Here is a 26,659-nt window from a genome sequence, read left to right on the forward strand (position 1 = left end):
GATTCCCTCAAGGAGCCCTTCACGGACCTTGGCTTACTTCTCCAGGATCGCGGTGACGCCCTGGCCGCCAGCCGCGCAAATGGAGATCAGGCCGCGTCCGGAACCCTTCTCGTTCAGCAGTTTCGCGAGCGTCGCGACGATCCGGCCGCCGGTCGCGGCGAACGGGTGTCCGGCCGCCAGCGAGGAGCCGTTCACGTTGAGCTTGCTGCGGTCGATCGAGCCGAGCGGCGCGTCGAGGCCGAGCTTCTCCTTGGCGAACGCGGGGTCCTCCCACGCCTTGAGCGTGGCGAGCACCTGCGACGCGAACGCCTCGTGGATCTCGTAGAAGTCGAAGTCCTGCAACGTCAATCCGGCGCGTTCGAGCATCCGCGGCACGGCGTACGCCGGAGCCATCAGCAAACCCTCGTCGCCGTGCACGTAGTCGACGGCGGCGGTCTGGCTGAACGTCAGGTACGCCAGCACCGGCAGCTTGTGCGCCTTCGCCCACTGTTCGGTCGCGAGCAGGACGGTCGACGCGCCGTCGGTGAGCGGCGTCGAGTTGCCCGCCGTCATGGTGCCGTCCGGGCCGCCGTAGACCGGCTTGAGCTTGGCGAGCTTTTCGACCGAGGAGTCCGGGCGGAGGTTCTGGTCGCGGGCGAGCTTGAGGTACGGCGTGACCAGGTCGTCGAAGAATCCGCGGTCGTAGGCGGCGGCGAGGTTGCGGTGGCTGGTCGCGGCGAGTTCGTCCTGCGCCTCGCGGGTGACGTCCCAGACCTGCGCGGTGAGCGCGGCGTGCTCCCCCATCGACAATCCGGTGCGCGGTTCGGCGTTGCGCGGGATCTCCGGGACGATGTGGCCCGGCCGGAGCTTCGCGACCAGCTTGAGCCGGTCGGCGAGCGTCTTCGCCGCGTTGAGCTGCACGAGGATCTGGCGCAGATTGGCGTTCACCGCCAGCGGCGCGTCACTCGTGGTGTCCACGCCGCCCGCGATCGCCGAATCGATTTCCCCGAGCGCGATCTTGTGGGCGACGTTGATGACTGCCTGCAATCCGGTGCCGCACGCCATCTGGACGTCCGACGCCGGCGTCGCGGGCGAGAGCTTGCTGCCCAGCACGCTCTCGCGGGCGAGGTTGAAGTCCTTGGAGTGCTTGAGCACCGCACCGGCGGCGACCTCGCCGATCACCTCGCCCTGCAGCGAAAACCGGCTGACGAGACCGTCCAGCGCGGCGGTGAACATGTCCTGGTTCGAGGCCCGGGAGTACGGGCCGTTCGACCGTGCGAACGGGATCCGGTTCCCGCCGACGATCGCGACCTTGCGCACCGCCGGGGTTTTCCTGGTCGCCATGCCGTCCACCTCTCTGAGTCGTCCCTTTCACACTGTAACCTACTAGCGAGTAGGTTAGACTGCGACGTGACGCAGACTGCACGGGAGGCACGTGATGGCGGACAGGTACCAGCAGTTCACGAGGACCCCGCTGGGGAAATTCGTGGTGCCGAAGCTCGGCCTGCCCAACCCCGCGACGTTGCGCCGGTACCGTCCCGGCCAACCCGCACTCGAGGGTCCCGCACTTCTCGGCGCCGCGCCTGGCGGACGGCTGGAGAAGAGCGTTCGGGCGCAGCTCACCGAGGCCGGCATCGAGGTGATCAGCGCACCGGCGGACCGGCAGGCGGCGCTGGTTTTCGACGCCACCGGCGTGAAGGATCCAGGACAGCTGCGCGAGGTCTACCGGTTCTTCCACCCGGTGATCCGCAAGGTGGGTTCATCCGGCCGGGTGGTCGTGCTCGGCACGCCGCCGGAGCTGGCCGAGGGTCGCGAGCGGATCGCGCAGCGCGCGCTGGAGGGTTTCGTCCGCTCGGTCGGCAAGGAACTCAAGCGCGGCGCGACGGCGCAGCTGGTGTACGTCGCCGAAGGGGCTGAGGAGGCGGCCGAGTCGACGCTGCGGTTCTTGCTGTCGGCGAAGTCGGCGTTCGTGGACGGCCAGGTCATCCGCGTCGGCACGCACGCGAAGACCGCGCCCACGCCGGAGAACTGGGACAAGCCGCTGGACGGCAAGGTCGCGCTGGTCACCGGTGCGTCGCGCGGCATCGGCGAGGCGATCGCCGAAACGCTCGCCCGCGACGGCGCGCACGTGGTCGCGCTGGACATCCCCGCACAGGGCGGCGATCTGTCCACTGTGGCCAATCGAATCGGCGGTTCGGCGCTGCAGCTGGACATCACTGCCGCGGACGCGCCCGCCAAGCTCGCCGAGTACCTGACTTCCCGGCATGGCGGCGTGGATGTCGTGGTGCACAACGCCGGGATCACCCGCGACAAGACGCTTGGCAACATGACCGAGGGCGGCTGGGATTCGGTGATCGCGGTGAACCTCGCCGCGCAGCTCGCGGTGAACGACAAGCTCCTCGGCGACAAGGTCCTGCGCGAAAACGGCCGGGTCATCGGGGTTTCGTCCATTGCGGGCATCGCGGGCAACGTCGGCCAGACGAACTACGCGACGTCGAAGGCGGGCGTGATCGGGATGGTGAACGTCGGTGCGCCGCAGCTCGCGGAGTACGGCGGCACGATCAACGCGGTCGCGCCCGGGTTCATCGAGACCAAGATGACCGCCGCGGTCCCGCTGTTCATCCGCGAGGCCGGACGGCGGCTGTCCAGCCTCGGCCAGGGCGGGCTGCCGGTGGATGTCGCGGAAACCATTGCCTGGTATGCCAATCCGGCGTCGGCCGCGGTCAACGGAAACCTGGTCCGCGTGTGCGGCCAGGCGCTGCTGGGGGCGTGAGGGATGGCCGTTCGTGAAGTGACGAGCGCGCCAAGCCTGGCGACGCTGTACCCGAAAGCCCTGCTGCGCCGAGGCGGCGGCTCGACCCTGCCGACTACGGAGTTGGTGCGCCCCGAGGTCGTCGTGGACCCGGCACATGTCGCGGCCTACAACGAAGTCTGCGGATTCCGCTTCTCGGATGAGTTGCCCGCGACGTATCCGCACATGCTGGTCTTCGGACTGCAGATGGCGTTGATGACCGAACCGGGTTTCCCGTTCCCGCTGCTGGGTTTGGTGCACGTCGAGAACCGGATCACGCAACACCGCCCGTTGCTGCTCGGCGAGACGTTCCGGGTGAGCGTGCGCGCGGAAAACCTGCGCCCGCACGAAAAAGGCACCCAGTTCGACATGGTGAGCGAGGTCCACTCCGGCGCGGACACCGTGTGGAGCGAGGTATCGACTTATCTCCGCCGCACGGGTTCGGGCTCGGGTCCGTCAGGCCCGCGCACCCAGTTGACGCCCCCGAAGCCGTCCGCTCTATGGCACGTGCCTGGCGACATCGGCCGCCGCTACGCGGAGGTTTCCGGCGATCGCAACCCGATCCACCTGCACCCACTGACCGCGCGTTTGTTCGGCTTCCCGAAGGCGATCGCACATGGGATGTGGACGAAGGCGCACGCTCTGGCGTCTTTCGAGGGCCGGCTGCCGGATGCGTACAGCGTCGCGGTGCGGTTCAAGCAGCCGGTGCTGCTGCCCGGCCGCGCGGCTTTCACGACCTGGCAGACGGACGACGGGTGGGCGTTCGAGCTGTGGCACGCCCGGAAGCCGAAGCCCCATTTGGACGGGGTGATCTCAGCCCTCTGAGGGCTTCCAGACCTGCCCCTCGACAAGGTCGTTGAACCCCAGCCACACCAGGTTCATCAGCCAGGACGCGAGCACGCCGTCGGAGATCTCCGGGTGGTCCAGCGCCCAGTCGGCCAGCGATTCCGCCGCGCCGACCAGCGCGGCGGCCAAGCCTGGCCCGGAGAACTCCGTCTGCTCGCCGAGGCCCTTCCGCGTTCCCGCGGCCACCACGAGCGCCGCGACCAGTTCGATCGCGCGGGTGCGCATCGCGGTGATTTCCGCCGCGAAACCGCCGCCGACCGTCAACGCCTGGCGGTGCAGCACCGTCCAGGACTCGCGGTATTCGGCGACGAAGCGGTAAAAGGAGCGCAGGCCGTGCCACAGCTGCATGTCCGGCGGGAGGTCGGGCTGCACGCCGGCCTGGATGGCTTCCAGCAGGCGGGTCGCCTCGCGCTGGATGCTCTTGCCGAAGAGGTCTTCCTTCGAGCCGAGGTAGGTGTAGATCATCGGCTTGGAGACGCCCGCGACCTCGGAGATCTCGTCCATCGACGCCGAGTGGTAGCCGTGCTGGGAGAACACCTGCACCGCGGCGTCCAGGATCTGGCGTTCACGGATCGCCCTCGGGAGCCGTCTCGCTCGCTCGGGTGGGCGCTGATCTTCGTCGGGCACAGTGCTGTTTCCTCCCTCTCGCTGGCACGGACGGTACCCGTCCCCAGGTCGGCGGCGTTGCTTGCCGCACTACCTACTCACCGGTAGCCTTACGGCGGAAAGTTCCGGAAGGGGTGGAAGATGGCCGACAACCCGGAGGCGACCAGCGCTGACCTGGCCGGCCTGCGCGGGGTCGCGCTGCTGGACGCGCTGGACCGCACCGAAGCCGTCGACGCGAGCGCGCTCGACGTCAACGCGGTCGCGGACGTCATTGACCCCCGTGAGCTGGGCCGTTCCGACATGAACCGCCTGCTGGCGGCGTTGGTCCGGCTGTCTGAGCAAGTGCCGGCGTTCTCGCTGGACAAGGTCGACCCGACGAAGTTCGCCACGCTGGTCGCGCGGGCGTCGCGGGCGCAGTTGGAAGCCGTGGTCGCCGAACGCGCGCTACGGGTGCGGGTGCTGGACGAGATCTTCGCGCGCATGGGAGCGCACATCCGTGCGAAGTCGCTGCACGCGGTCGTGCACTGGCGGCTGTCCGGCGGCACCGGCGATGGCGGCTACGACCGCTACGAGACGGTGCTTTCCGACGGAACCTGCACCGTGTCCCGCGAAATGCGCGAGAAACCCCGCGTGACGATTACGCTTTCGCCCGTGGACTTTTTCCGCATCATCACCCACCAGGCGACGCCCGCGGTGCTGTTCGTGACCGGAAAACTGAAGGTCAAGGGCGACCTGGCCTTCGCAGCCGGGCTGGTCGGCCACTTCGACCTCCCCCGACCGGCCTGAGCCGCTCCGGTGTCCCGCTGGCGCTCGCGCATGCGTGCCGCGCACTCACCCGGTGAGCACGCGGTGAACGGGTTCGCCCGCACCCTCGAGGTGGGCAAACTGACGCCGGAGCAGTTCGTGCAGGTCCTGGAGACGCTGCACATGCTCGGTACGGCCGGAGCCGGCATCGACATCGCCTCGCTGACCACGCAGGCCCTGGTGGACGTCGTCGCGGCGGCTACCCGGGAGCAGCTGAAAGGCATCGCCGACCACGACGAACTGCGCGCGGTCTTCCTGGACGAGATCTTCCGCCGGATGTCGGAACACTTCCGCCCGGAACGAGCCCGGCACGTGGACATCGTGGTCTCCTGGCGCTTCCCCGCCGGGGACGATTTCGACCGCTACCAGACGGTCATCGAGGACGGGTTGTGCGTGTCGAGCACCGATCTGGCCCGCACGCCGGACACGACGATCACCGTGGCGGTGGAGGACTTCATCCGCATGGCGACCGGGAACGCGGCGGTGGCGGCGATGTTTGTGACGGGGAAGGTGAAGGTCAAGGGGGAGTACGCGCCGGCGGTGCGGTTGTCGGGGTATTTCGACATTCCTAAGCCGACTGGGGCGGACTAAACCGCGGTCTCCAGGCTCATTTCCCCGCGTGCCAACGGCATCAGGTAATTCTCCGACAGCCACTGCACCACCGGCACACAAACCGCGTCCCCAAAGCCAAACAGGGCCTGGTTGTTCCGCAGCCCGTCCAGCGCGTACTTCCCCGCCCCCATCAGCCGGGCGTACTCGCGGGGTGTCATCCACCGGACCCGTACGCTTCCCCGCCCTGCTTGCACCACGGCCTGTTTGGACGAGCCGCCGCGGGCGGTGCGCAGGCAGCCGGAGATGTCGTCCGGTCGGACTTCCCACACTGGCTTTCCGTTTCGGGTGCGGCGGTAAGCCGTGCGGTACACCAGCTTCTTTCCCACCCGCAACTGCGTCAAGCGCTCCAGTTGGAGCGGCGAAAGGGATCCGACGAACGCGTCAGCACGCAGGGGCGTCCACCAACGCTCGTCGTCGGCGGACAGGCGTTCGACGGCCGCGGACAGTCCGGTGACCAAAAGCGGCGGAGGCGCGGGCAAGGCGGCGCGATGGGTCCGCAACGAAGGATCAAGCGCAAGCCAAGCCGGGCGCAACGGCGACGGTGCGGGCGAGTCAGCGGGCGGATTCTGCGCACCAACGATGAACAACCGCGGCCGCGACTGCGGGACGAACCGCCGGGCGTCCAGGGTCAGGACATCGGCGGAGTACCCGAGCCGGTTGAGTTCGCGGATCGCGGCACGGAGGTCGTCGCCGCCGTGGCTTGTCGCCAGGCCTACGACGTTTTCCAGCGCGACTACCGGTGGGCGATCCGGGCCCAGTTCGTCCAGGATGCGGGTGAATTCCCAGAACGTCGACGAGTGCGAACCCGCCAAGCCGCGGCGCCAGCCGGCCAGCGAGAGGTCCGTGCACGGGAAGGACGCCCAGGCCAGGCTGAGGCCAGCGGGCAGATCGACACCGCGCAGGGCGGCGACATCGCCCAGGACGTACTCGTGCGCGCCCTGGTCGTTGAAGTGTGCTTCGTACATGGCTTGCTTCGCGGGTTCGATGTCGTTGGACCACGCGACGTCGAAGCCGGCCGGTTCTAGGCCTAGGCGCACGAGACCGATGCCCGCGAAGAACTCCGCGGCGGTGGGCTGACCCGGTAGAGGCATGGCGCCAACATTAATGGGGCCGGCGTTCCTTCACGGTCTCGATCACCCGCGACGCGGCGACATCGGTGGCTTCGTGTTCCCAGATTCGCACCGACAGCCAGCCCGCTTCGAGCAGCAGTGCGTCAGTATTCGCGTCGCGGCGGCGGTTGGTTTCGATCTTGGTCCGCCAATAATCCGCATTGTTCTTCGGCCACGTGCCGTGTTCCGGGCAGCCGTGCCAGAAGCAGCCGTCCACGAAAACCGCTACCCGGGCCGGGCCGAACACCAGGTCAGCCTCGCGGCGCACACCCTTGACCGGACGGCGGTGCACCCGATAACGGAACCCGGCGGCGTGCAGGATCTTGCGCAGCGCCATTTCGATCCCGGTGTTGCGGGACTTCTGTTTGCTCATGCGGGCGCTTACCGCGGAAGTCGTTACCAGCCGCTCCACGGAGGCCATTGTGGCAAAGACTCAGCCTTCGACGATCCGGCCTTCGATCACCGGATGGTTCGACGGCCGCGGCTCCTCCGCGACGACCTCGCTGTCCACCACCATCACCGGGCCGCGGCGCTGGTTGGCGTACCGGATGGCGCGCTTCTCCGCGCGGCGCAGCCAAAATCGCCGGGCGATCGAGCGGGTCGGCGGCAGCAGGAAGAGCAGGCCCAGCACGTCGCTGACGAAGCCGGGGACCATGATCAGCACGCCGCCGAGCGCGACGAGCATGCCGTCGGTCAGTTCCTTCTCCGGATTGCGGCCCGACTGCGCGGTCGCCATGAACGCGCGCATCGCCTTGCCGCCCTCGCGGCGCGCCAGCCACGAGCCCACGAACGCGCCCGCGATCAGCAGACCGATCGTGCCGAGCACACCGACGACCGAGCCGACCGCCCAGATGGCGGCGACTTCAGCGATGACGTAGAGCAAGAACACGACAGCCATACCAGGTGAACGAACGAGTGCCGGGATTTGCTCCCGAGGGGAAATAAGCGCAGGTCAGCAGGCTGCCGATCGCGGTCAGGAGAGGTTGGGACGGCCGCAGCATTTCTTGTATTTCGCGCCCGAGCCGCACCAGCAGGGCTCGTTGCGCGCGGGGGGCCAGCTCAGCGCGCCGCCTTCCTCGAAGACCTCGTTCATGCAGGCCAGCCGGGTGTCTTCGGCGGCTGGGTCGCTGCCGGTACGGGTCGCGAACTCCCGGAGTTTCGCGACGGTCAACGGGACCATCATGATCCGGGCGATGCCCGTCTCGGACAGCTCCCGGTTGTCGGCCTCTCGGTCGGCGACGATGGTGTCCGCGTCGGCGTGTTGAACCAGGTGCGGCCAAGCCTCGTGCGCGCGGGGAATCTCGTCGCGGGGCCAGAACAGCACTCGCACTTCCCCCAGAGGCGCCGGCGGGGCGGCAGCACGGACCGGATCCGAAGGGCTCTGGACCGACTCGTCCTGCTCGTCCGGAGGCAATCCCAGCGCGCGGCGCACCCGTCGGCGACCAGTCAAGATGTTGTTCGCGAGGGTGAAGAACCCGAACTCCGTGTTCCGGTCGGTCAGCTCCTCCTCGGACAGCCGGGCCACGGCCAGGTCGAACCAGGCCAGCGCCTGCTGAAGCTCGCCACGGTGTTCCAGCAGCTCAGCGGCCAGGTGATACGGCATCGACGAGGACAGTTGCTCGCTCCGCAACTCGTCCAGGCAGGCCTGGGCCTCGTCGGTCCGGCCGAGGTCGAACAGCACGTCGGCGAGTTCGACCCGGGCGTTGCCCCCTTCCTCGCCGCCCAGCGCGACAGCCTGGGTCAGCAGCGCGACGGCGCGGTGGTCGTCACCGGCCTGCCGCCATGCTTGCGCCGCCTCGAAAAGGATCTCTCCCTGCTCCTCGGGATACTTTTCCAGCTCGGCTTCCAGTTGCGCGGCGGTCTCCGCGGCCGTTCCCGTGCCCATGGAAGGCACTTTATTGCTGGCCCGGCAAGCGATCACCGCAGGCTCCGCAGGAACGCCGAAACCTCGCGTGGCGAGCGCAGCAGCACCTGCCGCGAGGTCGGGGCTTCGGTGGCGATCCGCCGCAGCATCAGCGGGCGGCGCGTCGGCCACTTCCAGATCCACTGGACCAGTTCGGCGTCGATCTTCGACACGCATCCGGGAGCCTGCGTCTCCTGGCCCCATTCGCGCAGTTGCCGCCGCACGACCCGATACAGGCAGGCGTAGCGGGAGGCGTCCAGCAGCACGACGGTGTCGGCGAGCGGCAGGCGCAGGTCGAAGGTCTTGCTGTAGTTGCCGTCGATCACCCAGCTGTCCGTGCTGGCCGCCTCGGCGACGGCGGCGCGGAACTCTTCTGGCGGGGCCTCGACCCAGCCGGGACGCCAGTAGAGCCGGTCCAGATGCGTGACCGGGAGGTCGAGGGCGGCACCGATGTGCCTGGCCAGAGTGGATTTTCCGGCCCCGGAGCAGCCAGTGACCATGATGCGTCGCCCCATGGCGGGCAAGCCTAGAACTAGACCGGGACGAAACTCGCGGCAATTAATCCGAGCACCAGGAGATCCGGGCCCCGGACGAGTTGCCGCACCAGTCCGGCGGGGATCAGGACGCCCTCGTACAGCACCATCCCCATCGAGCTGAAGTCCAGCGGGCCGCGGGTCACCGAACGAACGGCCGCCAGTGCGGCGATCAGGACAGCTACTACCGCGCTGACTGAAGCCGGGATGCCCAGCAGCAGGACCACGCCCGCCCAGATCAGCGCGAGCAGGCCGAGAAAAGCGCAGGTCACGGTATGCAGGCGCAGGTTTGACGCGTCCAGCCAGCGGCGCAGCCCGGGCACTCGATGCAACTGCGCGACCGGCGCGGTGAACGGCAGCAGCGCCAGATAGCCGCCGACGCCGAGGAGCCACACTGACGTCACGGCGGGGAAGGTCGCGTGGGTGGCGACTACGGCGAGTGCGAGGAAGACCGGCAGGCCGAGGGTGTGCCGACGCGCGAGAGTCCCCGTGACGACATACCGGGTGACGATGAACCGTCCGGCCAGCGCGTTCCGCCACGGCACCGGGCGTCCGGCCGGGAGCAGCGCCCAGACGTCCAGGAAGGCGGCGGACGTCCGGCGCACCATGCGTTCGGCGTAGTGCCGGATCAACGTGTCGCGAGAAACCGTGTGCGGCAACGAAGAAGACCGGGCCAAGGCGATCGCCGCGAGACCGCCGACGACCACGTATGTCCACAGTGGAACGACGAGCGGCAGTGCGAGAGTCAGCGGCAGCAGGGATTCGCCGGGGAACGAGCGGCGGCGGCCCAGCACCAAGGCCAGCGCGGCGACGACTACGAAAAGCGCGATCGGGCCGACCAATGAGCTGGGAAAGCCGATGAGCATCCCGGAAACGGCGAAGAAATACGCCGCGACCGCGAATCTGGCGGCCCAGTCCAGCACGAGTCGCCGGGTGAGCACGGCGGGACGCTGACCGTCGAAATCGTCCCAGGTCAGCGTGGCCGGATGGGTCCACAGATAGCCGCGGCGCAAGGTCGCGCGCCACGCCAGCGCGAGACCGGTGCACAGCACGAGCACGCTGCCGAGCGCGCCCACCGGCGCACCGCCGATCAGCTGGCTCCGCACGAGTTCGGTGTTGTAGAACGGCGATCCCAGCAGGCCGACCGCGATGACCAGCGCCAAGACCAGATCCGGTCGTTTCACAGGTCCACCACGTAATCCGCGACCTCGTCCGCGAGCGGCGGGTGATGGCTCGCCACGATCACCGCCGCGCCGCGTCCCGTGCTGGTGCGGACCAGGGTGGTCAGCCAGGCCCGGCCGTCGGCGTCCAGCGCGCGCTCCGGTTCGTCCAGCAGCAGCACCTCGTGCGGACGCGCCACCGCGGCGTGCAGCAGGAGCCGACGTCGTTGTCCAGCGGAGAGCTCCGACGCGGGCACATCGGGAGCCGGTACCGGACCGTCGGCCAGTTCACCGCCGAAGGAATTGCGCAGCAGGTCGAGATGCTGGCGCGGGGTGAGCTCGTCGAAGAGTGCCGAATCGTCGAAAAGCACCGAAACGCGACGACGGAAAGCGGCGGACCGCTCGTCAGGCGGTCCGCCGCAGACGGACACGGAACCGGACGTCGGCACCTGATTCCCGTAGAGACAGCGCAGCAACGTCGACTTGCCCGCCCCGTTGGCACCGCGGACGACCAGGCATTCGCCGGCGTCGACGGCCAGGTCGAGACCGCTGAACAGCTCAGTCTCGCCCGCGGTGACCCCCAGGTCTGCAGTGGTGATGAGCACGAAACCCCCTCGGCTGATCACCCCAACATAATCACTTCAAGTACGCCTCCGCTTGCAGCGTGAACAATTCCGCGTATCCGGCGTCGGCCGCCATCAGCGCCTCGTGCGTTCCGTACTCCGCGACTTTCCCGTGGTCCAGCAGCAGAATGCGCTCGGCTTGGCGGACCGTCGAGAACCGGTGCGAGATGTACAGCGTCGTCCGCCCGCGCGACAACGTGTGCAGCCGGTCGAACAGGTCGTGCTCGGCTTGGGCGTCCAACGCCGACGTCGGCTCGTCCAGGATCAGGATCGGGGCCTCGCGCTGGAAAGCCCTGGCCAGCGCGATTTTCTGCCATTCCCCGCCGGACAGCGACACGCCCTGGTCGAACCAGCGGCCGAGCGGGCTGTCGTACCCCGTCGGCAGCCGGGCGATGCGCTCGTCGGCTCCGGCGCGGCGCGCGGACTCCTCGATGTGCTCGCGATCGGTGAGCCGGTTCAGGTCGCCGAGGCCGATGTTCTCCGCCGCGGTGCCTTGGTAGGTCACGTAATCCTGGAACATCGCGCTGATCTTGGTGCGCAGCTGTACCGGGTCGTACTCTCGGATGTCAACGCCGTCCAGCAGGATCCGGCCCGCCGTGGGGTCGTAAAGCCGACACAGCAGTTTGAACAGCGTCGATTTGCCCGCGCCGTTGCGCCCCACCACCGCGACGGTCTCGCCGGGACGGATCTCGAAGCTCACCCCGTGCAGCGCCGGTTCGTCCGCGCCGGGATAGCTGAAGCTCACCGACTCGAATTGGATGTGTCCATCCACAGTGGACGGAAGCGGCCGCGGCTTCGCCGGTGCGGTGATTTCCGGTTTGGTGTCGAGGAAGCGGTACAGCGTGTCCAGGTAGAGATTGTTCTCGTACATCCCGGAAAACGCGGTGAACAACCCGGTCACCGAACTCTGCACGGACGTCGCGGCGGCGGTGTACAGCGCCAGATCGCCCAGCGTCAGCCGTCCGCCCACCGCCTCCAGCGCGATGTACAACGCGATCCCCGAGCCGACCAGTGTGCTCAGCAACCCCCACGACGTCGAACTGACATTCCGTTTCACCGTCAGCTTCCGCTGCCGGTCGTAGGCAACCACGCCGAGCTTCCGGAACCGGTCCACGAAGTACGGACCGAGGCCGAACAGCTTGGTCTCCTTGGCATACGTGTCCGTAGTGACCAAAGAGGACAGATAGTCCATCCGCCGTTTGATCGGCGACATCATGAAGGTGAGCCAGAACGCCCGCGAACCGTACTTCGACTGCGAGATGAACGCCGGAATCGGGGCCAGCAAAGCGACCAGCGCGAGCAGCGGACTGATCGACACCAGCAGCGCGATCATGCTGGCGAAGGTGATCAGCGTCCGGATCAGGCCGAGCGCCGAGGTCATCATCGACAACGGACGCGTCGGCGCCTCCTGCGCGGCCTGGCGCAGCATGTCGTACGACGCCGAACCCTCGAAGTACGCCAGGTGCAGGTCGCTCGCGTGCTGCATGACCTGGTGCCGGATGGTGAGCGTCATCCGTTCCTGCAGCAGGGATTGCGCGATCGTGGTGAGCGAACTGCTGATCGCGGTCGCCGCCAGCACGCCGAATTGGAACAGCGTGATGCGCACGATGTCCGCCGTCGACCCGCGATGCTGGATCGCCGCGACCACCGAGTCGAGCAGGATTTTCGCGATGTACGCGGTGACCGTCGGCAGCAGGCCGGACGCCAGCGTGATCACCGCGAGCACGATCGTCAGCGTCGGGCTGGCCTGCCAGGTCAGTTTCGCGACTTTCGGCAGGCCGCGGACGGTGCCTGCCACCGAAGTGCGCATCCGAGACAGCCGCGCCCGCAGGCCTTTCGGCTGTTCCGGCTGCTCCGGTTCCGGGATGTCGACCGGCCCGGTGAGACCGCTGTCCGGCACGGATTGCGCCATCTTGCGGCGACCGCGGCGGCCGAGGGCCATCTCGATCCCGCCCCCACCGCCGGGGATCACGCCAGCACCGAACCGTGCAGGAAGACGTCGATGACCTCGTCGGTAGTCGGGGCACCCGGCATCGGGCGCGATTGCGTGAACAGCAGCGCCAGGAACAGCGAAGCGGCCTTGTCCACCGGCAGTCGCAGCCGGGCGGCGTCCGGAACGAACAGTTCCCGCACCGCGCGCTGCATCGCCTCGAGCGACTCGCGGCGGCTGTCTCCGGTCACTGACTTGCGGTTGCGCGCTTCTTCCACCGCCGCGCGCGGGCGGCCCTTCATGGTCGCGGCCATCACCGCGCCCATCCGCTGCAGGTGCGCGTTCATCGCCTCGGCAGCCTCGGCAAGCCGCTTCTCCAACGGCAGTTCAGCCGGGATCTCCCCGATCATCTCCAGCGCCTCCGCCGGATTGAGCGCGGCTTCCACACACGCGTCGAACAGTTCGTCCTTGTCCTTGAAGACCCGGAAGATAGTGCCCTCGCCGATCCCCGCGGCCCGGGCGATCTGCGCGGTCGTGACCCCGTGGCCGTGCTCGACGACCAGCGGGAGCACCGCGCGGACGATCATCCGCCGCCGGTCGTCCGGGGCCATCCCCGGTGCTCTTTTCCTCGTTTCCATGCTCGCCACAGTACGGAGTGAGCGCTCACTCCGTCAACCGGATAAAGCGAAGGCCGTGCCCGGATGGACACGGCCCTCGGCTCAGTACGTGATCGCGACCGCCGGATCGGCGAGCAGCGCGCCGACGTCGGCGAGGAACTCCGACCCCTGCTGCCCGTCGACGACCCGGTGGTCGAAGCTCAGCGACAGCTGCATCACCTTGCGCACCTTGATCTCGCCGTCGACCACCCACGCGGTGTCGCGGATGGCCCCGACCGCCAGGATCGCCGACTCGCCCGGGTTGATGATGGGCGTGCCGGTGTCGACGCCGAACACGCCGACGTTGGTGATCGTGAACGTCCCGCCCAGCATCGCCGCCGGTGTGGTCTTGCCCTCGCGCGCGACGTCGGTCAGTTCGGTGAGCGCGACCGCGAGTTCCTTGAGCGACAAGGAATCCGCGTCCCGGATCTTCGGCACCACGAGACCGCGCGGGGTCGCCGCCGCGATGCCGAGGTGGACGTAGTCCTTGTAGACGATCTCCTGCGCGGCCTCGTCCCACACCGCGTTGACGTCCGGCGTGCGCTTCGCCGCGAGGCATACGGCCTTAGCCGCGAACGCGAGCGGAGTGAGCTTGACGCCGCTGAATTCGCGCGACTTCTTGAGCTTCTCGCGCAGTTCCATCATCGGCGTGACGTCGATGGTGAGGAACTCCGTGACGTGCGGAGCGGTGTAAGCGCTCTGCACCATCGCGGCCGCGGTCGCCTTGCGGACGCCCTTGATCGGCACGCGCCGCTCGCGGGTGGCCGGGTCGTAGCCGGAATCCACAGTGGACACTGCGGGGACGGCGGAACCGTTGGCTGCGGCGTGGACGTCGTCGCGGGTGATCACGCCGCCGTCCGCGCTGCCGGTGAGCGAGTGCAGGTCGACGCCGAGGTCCTTGGCCAGCTTGCGGACCGGCGGTTTGGCCAGCGGGACGTAACCGCCACGCGGGGTTTCGGCCACCGGTGCGGGAGCAGGAGCCGCCGCAACCGGCGCAGGTGCCGGAGCCGGAGCCGCGGTGGCCCCCTTGCGCGCCCGCCGGGTCGTCCCGGCCGCCTTGGAGCCATAGCCGACTAGCGGCTTCATCTCCTCTTCGGCCGGAGCGGCCGGAGCCGCGGCAGCGGGCTCAGCGGCGGGTGCGGCTTTTCCGTCGGGATCCACGTCCATGGTCAGGATCGTCGTCCCGACCTCCACCGTCTGCCCCGGTTCCACGTGCAGCTCAGTGACCACCCCGGCCCACGGAATCGGCAGCTCGACAGCGGCCTTCGCGGTCTCGACCTCGACCACGATCTGGTTGACCGTGACCGTGTCGCCCGGCTTGACGCGCCAGGCGAGGATGTCGGCTTCAGTCAGCCCCTCCGCCGTGTCCGACAGGGGGAATTGTTTGTACTCGGGCATTTCTGATGCAACCCCCTTACCAGGCGAGAGATCGGTCGACAGCGTGCAGGACCCGGTCGAGGTCGGGGAGGTAGTGCTCCTCGAGCTTCGCAGGCGGGTACGGCGTGTCGAATCCGGTCACGCGCAGGACGGGGGACTCAAGGGAGTAGAAGCATTCCTGCTGAACGCGGGCGGCGATTTCCGAGGTCAGCGAGGATTCCGACGGCGCTTCGCTGACCGCGATGAGCCGTCCGGTCTTGCGGACCGATTCGAAGACCGGTCCGAGGTCGAGCGGCGAGAGCGTGCGCAGGTCGATGACCTCCAGCGACTTGCCCTCGGCTTCGGCGGCGGTGGCGGCGTCGAGCGCCACCTTCACCGACGGTCCGTACGCGACGACCGTGGCGTTCGTGCCCTCGCGCACCACCTGCGACGCGAACACTCGCGACGGTGCCGTCGAGGTGTCGACCTCCATCTTCAACGCGCCCGAGTGGTACAGCTTCTTGGGCTCGAAGAAGAGGATCGGGTCGTCCGAGCGGATCGCCTCCTGGATGCCCCAGTAGGCGTCGACCGCGTTCGAAATCGACACCACCTTCAGACCGGCGATGTGCGAGAACAGCGATTCCGGCGATTCCGAGTGGTGCTCCACCGCGCCGATCCCGCCGCCGAACGGCACCCGGATCACGACGGGCATCTTGACCTTGCCCTGCGTGCGGTAGTGCAGTTTCGCCAGCTGCGAGGAGATCTGGTCGAAGCCGGGGAAGATGAAGCCTTCGAACTGGATCTCGCACACCGGCCGGAATCCGCGCACGGCGAGGCCGACCGCGGTGCCGATGATGCCCGATTCGGCGAGCGGCGTGTCCAGTACGCGCTGCTCGCCGAAGTCCTTCTGCAGTCCGTCGGTGATCCGGAAGACGCCGCCGAGCTTGCCGACGTCCTCCCCCATGATCAGGACCTTCGGGTCCTCCTCCATCGCGCGACGGAGGCCGAGGTTGAGCGCCTTGCCGATCGTGAGTTTCTGGAGATCAGTCATCAGTGCTCACCCGCCGCGGCGAAACCGTCGAGATAGGACAGATACTCCTCGCGCTGCGCTTCCAGCACCGGCGAAGGTTCTGCGTACACCTGGGAAAACACCCGGTCCGGCGGCGGCTCGGGCATGTTGAACGTGTAGTCGCGCAGTTCGGCGGCGAACTTGTCCGCCTCGGCCTGGACGCTGTCGAAGAAGGCCTGGTCGGCGTGGCCGTTCCGGGCCAGGAACGCGCGCACGCGCTCGATCGGGTCCTTGAGCTTCCACTCCTCCAGCTCGTCCGAGAGCCGGTAGCGGGTGGGGTCGTCGGTCGTGGTGTGCGCGTCCATCCGGTAGGTGAACGCCTCGATCAGCACCGGGCCGTTGCCGTGCCGGCATTCCTCCAACGCCCACCGGGTGACGGCGAGGCAGGCGAGAACGTCGTTGCCGTCCACGCGGATGCCGGGGAAGCCGTAGCCGCGGGCGCGCTGGTACAGCGGCAGCCGCGACTGGCGTTCGGTCGGCTCGGAAATCGCCCACTGGTTGTTCTGGCAGAAGAAGACCAGCGGCGCGTCGTACACCGCGGCCCAGACGAAACCTTCGTGCACGTCGCCCTGCGAAGTCGCGCCGTCACCGAAGTAACAGATGGTGGCCTCGCCACCCTCGTCCCCGACCTTGCCTTCGAACTTCTGGCCCATCGCGTAACCCGCGGCGTTGAGCACCTGGTTGCCGATAACGATGGTGTACGGGTGGAACCGGTGCGCCTGGTAGTCCCAGCCACTGTGGTCGGTGCACCGGAAAATCCCGATCAGCTCGCGCATGTCGACGCCGCGGGTGTAGGCGACGCCGTGCTCGCGGTAGCTCGGGAAAGCCATGTCGCGGGGCTGTAGCGCGCGACCGGACCCGACCTGCGCGGCTTCCTGGCCGAGCAGCGGCACCCAGATGCCCAGCTGCCCTTGGCGCTGCATCGCGTTGGCCTCGCGGTCCGCGCGGCGCACCAGCACCATGTCGCGGTAGAGGTTCTTCAGCGTTTCGTCGTCCACGTCCTCGACGTAGCGGTCGAACCGCTCGGACGGGACCCGCTGGCCCTCGGGGGTGAGCAGCTGAGTGAGCTCAGCGCCACCTTCGCTTGTCGCTCGCAAACCGGCGATCACCTGTTCGGGGGAAGGCTGGGCCGCTACGGCGGCCGGCCCGTCTCCAGGTTCCGGGTGCGTCCACTGTTCGGACGGCATGAGCTGTTCTCCTCGGTGTCGGCGCCGCGAGCGGCCGCTTGTGGCGGCCACAGCGACTGCACCGGCGGGGACCGGCTCCTCGGGTCCGAGGCTCCCGGCCACCGTCGGCGTTGACGGTTCGTGGCCACATCCTGGCACGAGAATTGGTCCGATGGAGAGCGGCAGTTGCTGATTTGTTGCTGAGAAAACCTCGCTGAACAGGGAAAACGTTTGGAAGCCCGAGTATGGGAGAGGCGATGGTCGGGCGGCCATCCCGCGTCCTACCTGCCCTCGTGAGTGGCGATCACGGTTCTCACCGGGACAGGCACTGACGACGTTCACTCGTGCCGGTGACGTCGGTCACCGTGGCAAGATGGCGCTGTGGAACAAAAATCCGTACGCGAATCCGTGGTCTCGACGTGGATCAACGACGTCACGCCGAGCCTGTCCGGTCTGGTCGCGATCCCCGCGCTGTCCCCGGCGTTCGACGCGGACTGGGCGTCGACCGGGCATCTCGCCGCCGCCGTCCAGCACGTCAAGAGCTATCTCGAAGGGCGCGACCTGCCGGGCGCGCAGATCGAGGTCATCGAGCTGGACGGCCGTTCTCCGCTGTTGTTCGTCGACGTTCCGGCCACCCCGGGCGCGACGGACAAGGGCACCGTCCTCATGTACGGCCACTTGGACAAGCAGCCTCCGGTCGGCGGCTGGTCCGAAGGCCTCGACCCGTGGACGCCGGTCATCCGCGACGGCCGCCTTTACGGCCGCGGTTCGGTCGACGACGGCTACTCCGGGTACGCGGCCAGTGCCGCGGTGGAAGCAGTGCACGCGGCCGGTGGCGAGCACGCACGAATCGCGCTGCTGCTGGAAACCGGCGAGGAATCCGGCAGCCCGGACCTCCCCGCTTACCTTGAACACCTGAGCGCACGGCTCGGCGAAGTCAGCCTCGTCGTCTGCCTCGACGCGGGCGGCATGGACTACGAGCGGCTGTGGCTCACCACCAGCCTGCGCGGCATGGTGCACCTGACGGTCAACGTCCAGCTGCTCGCCACCGCGCAGCACTCCGGCCTGGCCAGCGGCGTCGTCGCGAGTTCGTTCCGCGTGCTGCGGCAGCTGCTGGAGCGGATCGAGAACGCCGAGACCGGCGAGATCAAGCTGTCCGAGCTGAACGTCGAGGTACCGGCCAGTCGCCGCGCCGAGATCGAGGCGGTCGCGGAGGTGGCGCCTGAAGCGCTGCGCACCGCGTTCCCGTTGGTGAGCGGTGGAAAGACGGTGTCCGAGGACGCGCTTGAGCTGCTGCTGAACAACTACTGGCGGCCGACGCTGTCGATCATCGGCGGCGAAGGACTCCCGAAGCCCGCCGAAGCTGGCAACGTGCTGCGGCAGAGCACCACGCTCACGCTCAGCTTCCGCCTGCCGCCCACCGCGGTCGCGGACGACGCGCTCGCGGCGATCAAGCGGGCGCTGACCACGGACGTTCCGTATGGCGCGAAGGTCACCATCGCCGAGGACCAGCAGGCGGAGAACGGCTGGAACGCGCCGGAGGAAGCCGCGTGGCTCACCGACGCGCTGCGCCGGGTCGACGACGAGGTCTTCGGCCGTCCGCACCGCGCGGCGGGCATGGGCGGGTCGATCCCGTTCATGGGCCTGCTCGGCGAGAAGTACCCGGAGGCGCAGTTCCTGGTGACCGGCGCGTGCGGGGCGGATTCGAACATCCACGTGCCCGACGAGTGGCTGAACCTGGACTACGCCCAGCAGGTCACCGAAGCGGTCGCGCACCTGCTGGACGCGCACGCCCGCAGCTGACCTGGCGAACGCCCCAATGTGGCATTGGGTGCATCTCACGCACCCAATGCCACATTGGGTGCGTCGCATGCGCCCAATGCCACATTGGGGTGCTTTAGGCCAGCTTGGCGAGGGCGTCGGCCACGCGGGTCTGCTCCGCAGCGAACCGCTGGTACGAGAACGGCGTCTCGTTGTTCCACGGGATCAGCTTGCCCGCCTTCACCGCGGGCAGCTGCTGCCAGGTCGGGACGCCGCCGAGCCCGTCCGGGCCGAGCGACAGCGAACCGCCGCGCGAGTCGTACATGATCACGTCGGCGGAGTATTTCCCGACGTTCTCCCAGCTCACCTGCTCGTAGTAGCCGCCCTGGCTTTCGTCGGGCTTCTCCGGCAGGACGAACTGCATCCCCTTCTCCTGATAGTGCTTCGAGGTCGCGAACTTCGCCGGGTTGGCCACGTACGTCGTGTCCTTCTGCGCGGACAGCAGCAGCACCTTGAGCCCGGCCGTCTTCTTGACCGCCTCGGCGAACTTGGCGTCCGCGGCCTCGTACTTCTCCTTGGCCTGCTGGATTTCCGGCGTCGCGACGTCCGCGCCGAGCGCCTTCGCCAGCGCCTCGAACTTCGCGATCCCCTGCGGCATCGCGATGTCCTGCAGTCCGATGCCGACACTCGGCGCGGCCTTGTCGACCTTGTCCGCCATCGTGTCCGGCACGTACCACATCTGCTGCTTCAGATAGATCACGCTGACCAGCAGCTGCGGGTTCAGCGAGACGAACTTGTCGAAGTTGAACTCGTTCCACACGTTGCCCAGCGAGGTCACCGACTTCAGGTCGACGCCGCCCGCCTGCGGATCGGTCTTGCCGTCCGGGAGCTTCGACGGGCCGAAAATGCCCACCGATTTCACGCCGAAGTCCCACAGCGCGGCCGCGGCGGTCACCTGTGCGACGATCCGTTCCGGCCGCTTGCCGTCGAGCTTGCGGCCGCGGTCGTCGGTGAAGGACCAGGTCGCGCCGTCGCTTGCGGCGGGCTGCTCGTCCTTGTACCCGCAGGCGCTGAGCAGGCCGAGGGTGCCCGCGGCGGCGGTGCCCGCGAGAAAGCCGCGGCGGGACAGCCGCGCCGGTGAGAAGGTCATCGGAACTCCGGAGGATCGGGTGAGGTACCGCCTGAGGTTAGCCTTGCCTTAGGGTGAACGCCATGGTCCTGCTTGGGGAGCGCGTCACATCCCGGCGCTGGGGCGTCCGCGCGACGGTCCTGGTCGCGGCGCTCGTCGCCCTCGTCGCCGTGGTGGTGCTGTCCATCGCCTTCGGCTCCAACCGGTTGCCGCTCGGCAGTGTGTGGCATGCGTTGTTCTCCTACAGCGGGACCTTCGAGGACGTCGTGATCCGCGACGACCGTCTCCCGCGGACGTTGCTCGGTCTCGCGGTCGGCGTCGGACTGGGGCTCGCTGGTGCTCTGCTGCAGGCGATCACCCGCAACCCGGTCGCCGACCCCGGTCTGCTCGGCATCAACCACGGCGCGGCGGTCGCGATCGTCCTGGGCGGCGCGGTGTTCTCGGTGTCTTCGCCGGAGCAGTTGGTGTGGTTCGCTTTCTTCGGCGCTCTCGCGGGAACGGTGCTGGTCACGGTGATCGGCGGCTCGGTGAGCCCGCTGCGGCTGGTGCTCGCGGGCGTCGCGGTGCAGGCCGTGTTCGTCGGGATCAACCAGGGCATGCAGATGATCAACACGCACAGCCTCGACCAGATGCGGTACTGGCTCGTCGGCTCACTGGTGAACCGGAATCTCGACAGTCTCGCCGGGCTGCTGCCGTTTTTCCTGGCGGCGTTGGTGATCGCGGGCGTGCTCGCCCGGCCGCTCAACGCAGTCGCACTCGGCGACGACAGCGCGCGTGGCCTCGGCGCGAACCCGGCGCTGACCCGCGCGGTCGGCATGGTCGCGGTCGGCTTGCTCTCCGCGACGGCGACCGCCGCGTGCGGGCCGATTGCGTTCGTCGGTCTCATGATCCCGCACGTCGTAAGGGCGCTGGTCGGCCAGGACGAACGGTGGGTGCTGCCGTTGTCCGCGCTGCTCGGACCGGTGTTGCTGCTCGGCTGCGACGTGCTCGGCCGGCTGCTCGGCGGCAACGGCGAAATCCAGGTGGGCGTGATGACGGACGTGATCGGCGGCGTCGCCTTCGTGATCGTGGCGCGGCGGCTGAAGGCGGTGCGGCGATGAGGACGTGGGTGGTCGTCGGACTGCTGACCCTGGTGGCGGCAGTGCTTCTGGTGCTCGCCGTGGGCACCGGCGATTACGAGATGACGCCGATGGAAGTCCTGCGGACGCTCGCCGGATCCGGCACGAAGGCGCAGTACCTGGTGGTCACCGGCCGCCTGCCGCGCGCGTTGGTGGCGATCTTCGTCGGTATCGCGCTCGCGCTGGCGGGCTCGGTTTTCCAGACGGTGACCCGGAATCCGCTCGGCAGCCCGGACATCATCGGCTTCACCACCGGCTCGGCGACCGGCGGAATCATGATGATCCTGCTGTTCGGCGCGGGCCCCGGACTGGTCTCCGTCGGCGCGGTCGTGGGCGGTTTGCTGACTGCGTTGCTGGTCACCGCGCTGTGTGCCCCACACGGTCTGCTCAGCTCACGGCTAGTGCTGCTGGGCATTGCGGTGAGCGCGGTGCTGGCCGGGGTGAACGGTTATCTGCTGGTGCAAGCGAAACTCGAAGCCGCGGCACAGGCCGTCGGCTGGCTGACCGGTGACCTCGCGGGCCGCGACTGGAACTACTTCATCCCGTTGTGCCTGGCTGTCTTGGTGTTGTCGCCGTTCATCTTCGTGCACCAGCCCGCGTTGCGAATGCTGGAAATGGGCGATGACGCCGCCGTCGCGGTCGGCGTCGCGGTGCCGCGAGTGCGTGCGGTGGTGCTGCTGGCAGCGGTCGCGCTGGCCGCTTCCGCGACCGCCGCAGCCGGACCGATCCCGTTCGTGGCTCTGGCCGCACCGCAACTCGCCCGCCGACTGACCCGCCACCCGGGCCCGAACCTGGTCGCGTCCGCGGCGATGGGCGCGGTGCTGGTACTCGCGGCGGACTTCGTGGGTCAGCGGGTTCTGGACGCTTCACTGCTGCCGGTGGGTGTCGTCGCGGCAGCGCTGGGCGGCGGGTACCTGCTGTGGCTGCTGGCGGTTTCCCGTCGTCGGCAGACCGCGTGACTAAGCCATCCGAGTCAGCTCCACCGAAACGTCCAAAGTGGACTGACTGGCCCCGGTGAAGATCCCCTTCAACGGAGCCACATCCGCGTAATCCCGGCCGGTCGCGACCCACACGTGGCGCGGCCCGACCGGGATCGCGTTCGTCGGATCGTGCGCCCACCAGCCGCCGGTCCACACGTCGACCCAGGCGTGGCTTTCGCCCTCCACCTTTTCGCCGAGTTTGGCCTCCGGCTTGGTGTGCAGGTACCCCGAGCAATACCGCGCCGGAATGCCGATCGCCCGCAGCATCACCAGGGTGACGTGCGCGAAATCCTGGCACACACCCTCGCGCGCTCGCCAGGAATCGGTCGCCGTGCTGTGCACGCCAGTGGTACCGGGCTGGTATTTCAACTGCTCGTTCACCCAGCCGCAGATCGCGAGCACGGCGTCCGCCGGGTCCAATCCCTTGCGCAGCGCTCGGGCCTGTTTGGACAGTTCTTGATCATTCGGCGTGTACGGCGTTGGCGTCAGATACTCCGTGCGCTGATCGCGGACGGTCTCGCTCTGCAAGTCCTTCCACGTCGCCGAGTGCACCGGTTCCGCCTCGTCCGCGGTCTCCACCACGGACGTCGCGAGCACGGTGAACTCGGTGTGCGGCGCGTGCAAGTCGAACGACGTGACGTCGGTGCCCCAGTAATCGGTGTAGCGATAGGCACGCGTGGCCGGGGAGGTTTCGATGCGCGTGGCCAACGTGGTCTGCCGCCGGTCCGAGCGCGGGGTGAGGCGGGCTTCGTTGTACGACTGGGTGGCCGGCGTCGCGTACCGGTAGCCGGTCCGGTGCGTCACCCGCAATTGCCAGGTCACAGGGACACCTCCGCACCGCTCCACGCCACCCACGGCGACGTGTGGAAGTACTGCATGGACACCGCTTCCCCGATTTCCTTGATCGCTTCCTGCAGCCCGCGCAGCCGTCGCGGCAGGTCGTCCAGCAGTGCCGCCGGGTGGAGGAATTCCAGCTCGCTTCGGGCGCGGCCGAGCAGCCGGACGGCCTCGGTCTTTTCGTTGCCCCGCGCGTTGATTCCCGGATCCAGCTGGCGTAAACAATCCTCTGCCTGGCGCAAGGCGTGGAAGACCGAACGTGGGAACAAGGTGTCCCTGAGCAGGAATTGCACGACGCGCGCGGCGTCCAGCGCGCCACGATTGGTGCGTAAGTACGTGTCTTGCGCGCCTGCCGAGCGAAGCACCGTCATCCATCCCGGCGACGACGCGCGGTCCGAAACTCGTGAAAGCAGCAGCCGCACCACCATGTCCGCGCGTTCGACCGACCGGCCGAGCACCAGGAAAAGCCAGCCGTCGTCGCGGCTCATCGTGGAATCGGCGAGCCCGGCGAACATCGCCGCCCGTTCCTCTACAAAGGACAGAAACGCGTGCGGCCCGGCGCGGCGGGCGTAGCGCTGTCGGTCCGGCACCGCGTTCCACGTCGCGTTGAGGCATTCCCACAGCTCGGTCGACACCACTTCGCGCGCGCCACGGGTGTTCTCGCGCGCGGAGTTGATCGAGCCGACGATGGACGACGGATTGTCCTTCGCGTAGGCGACCAATTCGGTCAGCTTCCACACGTCGAGCGCGTCGCCCACGTCGAACGGGATGCCGAGCACGGCGAGCAGTTGGCGGCTGACGTGGTCCGGGTCGACGCTCGCGTCTTCCAGCAACTGATGCACCGAGACGTTCAGGATGCGGGAGGTGTCGTCGGCGCGTTCGACGTAACGGCCGATCCAGTACAGCGACTCCGCGTTGCGGGCCAGCATCATGATTTCCCTCCCTCAGCTCTGTTGCTGCTGTTGTTGCTGCTGCGACGTGGAAAGCTCCGGTCCCTGCTCCGCGGCCACACCGTCCACAACGGACACATCGCCGAGCGCGGGACGGTCCAGTTCCTGTTCCGACGTCGAGGACCGCGACGCGAGCACCCAGGTGTCCTTCGATCCGCCGCCCTGCGACGAGTTCACCACCAGGCTTCCCTCGGGCAGCGCGACCCGAGTGAGGCCACCGGGCAGCACGAAGATTTCCTTGCCGTCGTTGACCGCGAACGGCCGCAGGTCGACGTGCCGCGGCGCGAGCCGATCGTCCACCTTGGATGGAACCGTGGACAGCTGCACCACCGGCTGCGCGATCCAGCCGCGCCGGTTCGCGCGCACCTTGCGGCGCAACGCGTCGAGCTCCTTTTTGGACGCGTCCGGCCCGAAAACGATGCCGTACCCGCCGGAACCCTCGACCGGTTTGATCACCAATTCGTCAGCGTGCTGCATGACGTAGTCGAACTCGTCGGGCAGCCAGCAGCGGAAAGTGTCCACATTGGGCAGTATCGGTTTCTCGTTCAGGTAGTAGCGCACCATTTCCGGCACGTAGGTGTAGACGAGCTTGTCGTCGCCGACGCCGTTGCCGACCGCGTTCGCCACCACCACGTTGCCCGCGCGGGCGGCGTTGAGGATGCCTGCGACGCCGAGCACCGAGTCCGGCCGGTGGTGGACGGGGTCGAGGAATTCGTCGTCGATCCGCCGGTAGATCACGTCGACCTGGCGCTCGCCCTCGGTGGTGCGCAGGTAGACCACGTTGTCGCGGCAGAACATGTCGCGGCCCTCGACCAGCTCCACGCCCATCAGCCGGGCCAGCAGCGAATGCTCGAAGTAGGCCGAGTTGTAGACGCCCGGGGTGAGCACGACGACCATCGGGTCCGCGACGTTCGGCGCGGCCGCCGCTCGCAGTGCGCGAAGCAGATGTGACGCGTAGTCACCGACCGGCCGGACCCGGTGTCGCGCGAACAGGTCCGGGAACACGCGCGCCATCGTCCGCCGGTTCTCCATCACGTAGGACACGCCGGACGGGTTGCGGAGATTGTCCTCCAGGACACGAAAGGTGCCCTCTTCGTCGCGGACGAGGTCCACTCCGGACACGTGGATCCGCACCCCGTTGGGCGGTTTGATCCCGTAGGCCTCGCGGTGGAAGTGCTCGCACGAGGTGATCAGCCGACGCGGCAGCACGCCGTCGCGGAGGATCTGCCGGTCGCCGTAGACGTCGGCGAGGAACGCCTCCAGCGCCCGGACACGCTGTGTCACGCCGCGTTCGAGCCGGGACCATTCGGTCGCCTGGATGACGCGGGGCACGAGGTCGAGCGGAAACGGTCGCTCCTGGCCGGACAGCGAGAACGTGATCCCCTGGTCCACCATCGCCCGATCGAGCGCCTGCGAGCGGTTGGTGAGATCGCCGGCGTCGAGCGCGGCGATCGAGCCGTAGAGCGCTCGGTAAGGGCCGCGGACCATGCCGTCGGGCGCGAACATCTCGTCGTACGCGCCGGCGTGCGGCCGCTCCGGGGCGAGGTATCCGTCGAACTGCGCGCCGGGCCTGGCCGCGCGGCGGCCTTTCACCGTTCGCGCACGTCGTCCGGCCGGAGGCAGCCGGGGACCGGGGTTGGCGTTCATGGAGGACATCCTGACTTACCGTGCGCGGCGGCCGCGACACCCGTCTTCCCGGCAAGTCCTGTGCGAAACTTCCCCGTGACGCAGCAGTGCTGTGCATACCCGCTTACGAGTGGCAATATGCCAGCTCTCAGCCCTTGAGAACTACGAGGAGTGACGAAGTGGCCCGAGGACAGCAAATGAAGGCGCTCGCCCTTCTCCCAGCCTTCGCGCTCGTCGGCATGACGATGGCGTGCGGTGCGGGCGGAAACGGTGCCGGCGGCGATTCGGGAGCCAGCCAGGCTCCCGGTGGCGCCGAGAGCGCGCCGACCGCGCAGAAGGATGCGGCGCTGGCCGGGCTCGTGCCCGCCGACATCAAGGCCGACGGCAAGATCGTGATCGGGCAGGACCAGACCTACCCGCCGAACGAATTCGTCGAGAACGGCAAGGCGACCGGCTTCGACGTCGACCTCGCGACCGCGGTCGGCCAGGTGCTCGGCGTGCAGACGGAGTTCCAGAACTCGGCGTTCGACGGCATCATTCCCGGTATTTCGGCGAAGAAGTACGAAATGGGCATCTCGTCGTTCACGATCAATGCCGAGCGGATGCAGACCGTCGACATGATTTCGTACTACAGCGCGGGCACCTCGCTCGCGGTGCTCAAGGGCAATCCGGACAAACTGTCGGTGGATGACCTGTGCGGTAAGAATGTGGCCGTGCAGAAGGGCACCACGCAGGTCGACGACCTCGGCAAGCGCAACACCGCGTGCACCAAGGCGGGCAAGCAGGCCATCAACATCACCCAGTTCCAGGCGCAGACCGACGTGAACCTGGCGCTGACCGCGAAGCGCGTGCAGGCCGAACTGGCCGACTCGCCGGTCATCGACTACGCGGTGAAGCAGACTGGCGGCCAGCTGGAGTCCGCGGGCGCGCCGTACGACACCGCGCCGTACGGGATCGTGCTGCCGAAGGGCAGCGGCGACTTCGGCAAGGCGGTGCAGGGCGCGGTCCAGAAGCTGATCGACAGCGGAATCTACAAGAAGATCCTGGACAAGTGGGGCTTGTCGGGTTCCGGTGCCATCACCAAGTCGGAGATCAACCCGTCCGCTTCCTGACGA

The 26,659-nt window shown here is 68.2% G+C and carries 26 protein-coding genes; 8 read left to right on the top strand and 18 right to left on the bottom strand.

Annotated elements, in window-relative coordinates; all coding sequences use genetic code 11:
- Positions 1–33 precede the first annotated feature (33 nt).
- The gene (locus tag ACWDNU_RS15660; RefSeq protein ID WP_449669323.1) at positions 34–1,323 is read right to left on the bottom strand and encodes an acetyl-CoA C-acetyltransferase; all 1,290 of its coding nucleotides are present in this window, start codon (positions 1,321–1,323) and stop codon (positions 34–36) included.
- Between the two features lie 94 nt (positions 1,324–1,417).
- On the opposite strand from ACWDNU_RS15660, the gene ACWDNU_RS15665 reads away from it, so the two are divergent.
- Together ACWDNU_RS15665 and ACWDNU_RS15670 are read left to right on the top strand one after the other, a co-directional pair.
- A complete protein-coding gene (locus ACWDNU_RS15665) occupies positions 1,418–2,752 on the top strand; it encodes a 3-oxoacyl-ACP reductase (protein WP_449669324.1) in 1,335 nt (444 codons plus the stop codon).
- Between the two features lie 3 nt (positions 2,753–2,755).
- Positions 2,756–3,595, top strand: a complete 840-nt coding sequence (locus ACWDNU_RS15670; RefSeq protein ID WP_449669325.1) for a MaoC/PaaZ C-terminal domain-containing protein — start codon at positions 2,756–2,758, stop codon at positions 3,593–3,595.
- Here ACWDNU_RS15670 and ACWDNU_RS15675 read toward each other — a convergent pair.
- The gene (locus ACWDNU_RS15675) at positions 3,584–4,243 is read right to left on the bottom strand and encodes a TetR/AcrR family transcriptional regulator (RefSeq protein WP_449669326.1); all 660 of its coding nucleotides are present in this window, start codon (positions 4,241–4,243) and stop codon (positions 3,584–3,586) included. The two genes, ACWDNU_RS15670 and ACWDNU_RS15675, sit on opposite strands and share 12 nt — an antisense overlap.
- A 120-nt stretch (positions 4,244–4,363) precedes the next feature.
- Between ACWDNU_RS15675 and ACWDNU_RS15680 the strand changes: the two genes are divergently transcribed.
- Together ACWDNU_RS15680 and ACWDNU_RS15685 are read left to right on the top strand one after the other, a co-directional pair.
- Positions 4,364–5,008 (top strand): SCP2 sterol-binding domain-containing protein, encoded by a 645-nt coding sequence (locus tag ACWDNU_RS15680; protein WP_449669327.1) that lies wholly within the window; start codon positions 4,364–4,366, stop codon positions 5,006–5,008.
- 30 nt (positions 5,009–5,038) lie between these two features.
- Positions 5,039–5,617, top strand: coding sequence for an SCP2 sterol-binding domain-containing protein (locus ACWDNU_RS15685; RefSeq protein WP_449669328.1), 579 nt, complete (start codon positions 5,039–5,041; stop codon positions 5,615–5,617).
- Here ACWDNU_RS15685 and ACWDNU_RS15690 read toward each other — a convergent pair.
- From ACWDNU_RS15690 to pdhA, 12 genes are all read right to left on the bottom strand, one after another.
- Positions 5,614–6,729 (bottom strand): DNA cytosine methyltransferase, encoded by a 1,116-nt coding sequence (locus ACWDNU_RS15690; RefSeq protein WP_449669329.1) that lies wholly within the window; start codon positions 6,727–6,729, stop codon positions 5,614–5,616. The genes ACWDNU_RS15685 and ACWDNU_RS15690 overlap by 4 nt on opposite strands.
- Positions 6,730–6,739: 10 nt before the next feature.
- Entirely contained in the window at positions 6,740–7,168 is a 429-nt protein-coding gene (locus tag ACWDNU_RS15695; protein ID WP_370932927.1) for a very short patch repair endonuclease, read from the bottom strand.
- A gap of 12 nt (positions 7,169–7,180) precedes the next feature.
- A complete protein-coding gene (locus tag ACWDNU_RS15700; protein WP_449669330.1) occupies positions 7,181–7,645 on the bottom strand; it encodes an FxsA family protein in 465 nt (154 codons plus the stop codon).
- A gap of 75 nt (positions 7,646–7,720) precedes the next feature.
- Positions 7,721–8,632 (bottom strand): SEC-C metal-binding domain-containing protein, encoded by a 912-nt coding sequence (locus ACWDNU_RS15705; RefSeq protein ID WP_449669331.1) that lies wholly within the window; start codon positions 8,630–8,632, stop codon positions 7,721–7,723.
- A 32-nt stretch (positions 8,633–8,664) separates the two neighbouring features.
- On the bottom strand, positions 8,665–9,165 hold the full coding sequence (locus ACWDNU_RS15710) for a DNA topology modulation protein FlaR (RefSeq protein ID WP_449669332.1): 501 nt from the start codon (positions 9,163–9,165) through the stop codon (positions 8,665–8,667).
- Between the two features lie 17 nt (positions 9,166–9,182).
- Positions 9,183–10,367 carry a hypothetical protein gene (locus ACWDNU_RS15715; RefSeq protein WP_449669333.1) on the bottom strand — a complete coding sequence of 395 codons (1,185 nt, stop codon included), beginning with the start codon at positions 10,365–10,367 and terminating at the stop codon, positions 9,183–9,185.
- Positions 10,364–10,948 (bottom strand): ABC transporter ATP-binding protein, encoded by a 585-nt coding sequence (locus ACWDNU_RS15720; RefSeq protein ID WP_449669334.1) that lies wholly within the window; start codon positions 10,946–10,948, stop codon positions 10,364–10,366. The genes ACWDNU_RS15715 and ACWDNU_RS15720 overlap by 4 nt, the downstream gene beginning before the upstream one ends.
- A 31-nt stretch (positions 10,949–10,979) precedes the next feature.
- The gene (locus ACWDNU_RS15725; protein WP_370940617.1) at positions 10,980–12,914 is read right to left on the bottom strand and encodes an ABC transporter ATP-binding protein; all 1,935 of its coding nucleotides are present in this window, start codon (positions 12,912–12,914) and stop codon (positions 10,980–10,982) included.
- 20 nt (positions 12,915–12,934) lie between these two features.
- Entirely contained in the window at positions 12,935–13,507 is a 573-nt protein-coding gene (locus ACWDNU_RS15730) for a TetR/AcrR family transcriptional regulator (protein WP_370940618.1), read from the bottom strand.
- A 108-nt stretch (positions 13,508–13,615) separates the two neighbouring features.
- The gene (locus ACWDNU_RS15735; protein WP_449669335.1) at positions 13,616–14,950 is read right to left on the bottom strand and encodes a dihydrolipoamide acetyltransferase family protein; all 1,335 of its coding nucleotides are present in this window, start codon (positions 14,948–14,950) and stop codon (positions 13,616–13,618) included.
- A gap of 16 nt (positions 14,951–14,966) precedes the next feature.
- Positions 14,967–15,959 carry an alpha-ketoacid dehydrogenase subunit beta gene (locus tag ACWDNU_RS15740; protein WP_370932938.1) on the bottom strand — a complete coding sequence of 331 codons (993 nt, stop codon included), beginning with the start codon at positions 15,957–15,959 and terminating at the stop codon, positions 14,967–14,969.
- The gene (gene pdhA / locus ACWDNU_RS15745) at positions 15,959–17,164 is read right to left on the bottom strand and encodes a pyruvate dehydrogenase (acetyl-transferring) E1 component subunit alpha (RefSeq protein WP_449669336.1); all 1,206 of its coding nucleotides are present in this window, start codon (positions 17,162–17,164) and stop codon (positions 15,959–15,961) included. Before pdhA ends, ACWDNU_RS15740 begins: the two co-directional genes overlap by 1 nt.
- A 360-nt stretch (positions 17,165–17,524) precedes the next feature.
- Here pdhA and ACWDNU_RS15750 point away from each other — a divergent pair, with 360 nt between their 5' ends.
- Positions 17,525–18,946, top strand: a complete 1,422-nt coding sequence (locus ACWDNU_RS15750) for a M20/M25/M40 family metallo-hydrolase (RefSeq protein ID WP_449669337.1) — start codon at positions 17,525–17,527, stop codon at positions 18,944–18,946.
- A 94-nt stretch (positions 18,947–19,040) separates the two neighbouring features.
- Here the strand turns inward: ACWDNU_RS15750 and ACWDNU_RS15755 are convergent, their stop codons facing one another.
- Positions 19,041–20,054, bottom strand: a complete 1,014-nt coding sequence (locus tag ACWDNU_RS15755; RefSeq protein WP_449669338.1) for an ABC transporter substrate-binding protein — start codon at positions 20,052–20,054, stop codon at positions 19,041–19,043.
- Between the two features lie 62 nt (positions 20,055–20,116).
- On the opposite strand from ACWDNU_RS15755, the gene ACWDNU_RS15760 reads away from it, so the two are divergent.
- The gene (locus tag ACWDNU_RS15760; RefSeq protein WP_449669339.1) at positions 20,117–21,133 is read left to right on the top strand and encodes a FecCD family ABC transporter permease; all 1,017 of its coding nucleotides are present in this window, start codon (positions 20,117–20,119) and stop codon (positions 21,131–21,133) included.
- Entirely contained in the window at positions 21,130–22,110 is a 981-nt protein-coding gene (locus ACWDNU_RS15765; RefSeq protein WP_449669340.1) for a FecCD family ABC transporter permease, read from the top strand. The genes ACWDNU_RS15760 and ACWDNU_RS15765 overlap by 4 nt, the downstream gene beginning before the upstream one ends.
- Here ACWDNU_RS15765 and ACWDNU_RS15770 read toward each other — a convergent pair whose 3' ends face one another.
- Genes ACWDNU_RS15770 through ACWDNU_RS15780 form a run of 3 tightly spaced genes read right to left on the bottom strand, consistent with a single transcriptional unit; the run spans position 22,111 to position 25,574 of the window.
- Entirely contained in the window at positions 22,111–22,953 is an 843-nt protein-coding gene (locus ACWDNU_RS15770; protein WP_344282840.1) for a transglutaminase family protein, read from the bottom strand.
- Positions 22,950–23,897: an alpha-E domain-containing protein gene (locus ACWDNU_RS15775; RefSeq protein WP_449669386.1), complete on the bottom strand. Its 948-nt coding sequence runs from the start codon at positions 23,895–23,897 to the stop codon at positions 22,950–22,952. The genes ACWDNU_RS15770 and ACWDNU_RS15775 overlap by 4 nt, the downstream gene beginning before the upstream one ends.
- Positions 23,898–23,912: 15 nt before the next feature.
- Complete coding sequence (locus tag ACWDNU_RS15780) at positions 23,913–25,574, bottom strand: circularly permuted type 2 ATP-grasp protein (protein WP_449669341.1); 1,662 nt, start codon at positions 25,572–25,574, stop codon at positions 23,913–23,915.
- 167 nt (positions 25,575–25,741) lie between these two features.
- Between ACWDNU_RS15780 and ACWDNU_RS15785 the strand changes: the two genes are divergently transcribed.
- Positions 25,742–26,656 (top strand): ABC transporter substrate-binding protein, encoded by a 915-nt coding sequence (locus ACWDNU_RS15785; RefSeq protein ID WP_449669342.1) that lies wholly within the window; start codon positions 25,742–25,744, stop codon positions 26,654–26,656.
- Positions 26,657–26,659: the final 3 nt, after the last annotated feature.

Source organism: Amycolatopsis sp. NPDC003676, from assembly GCF_053587275.1.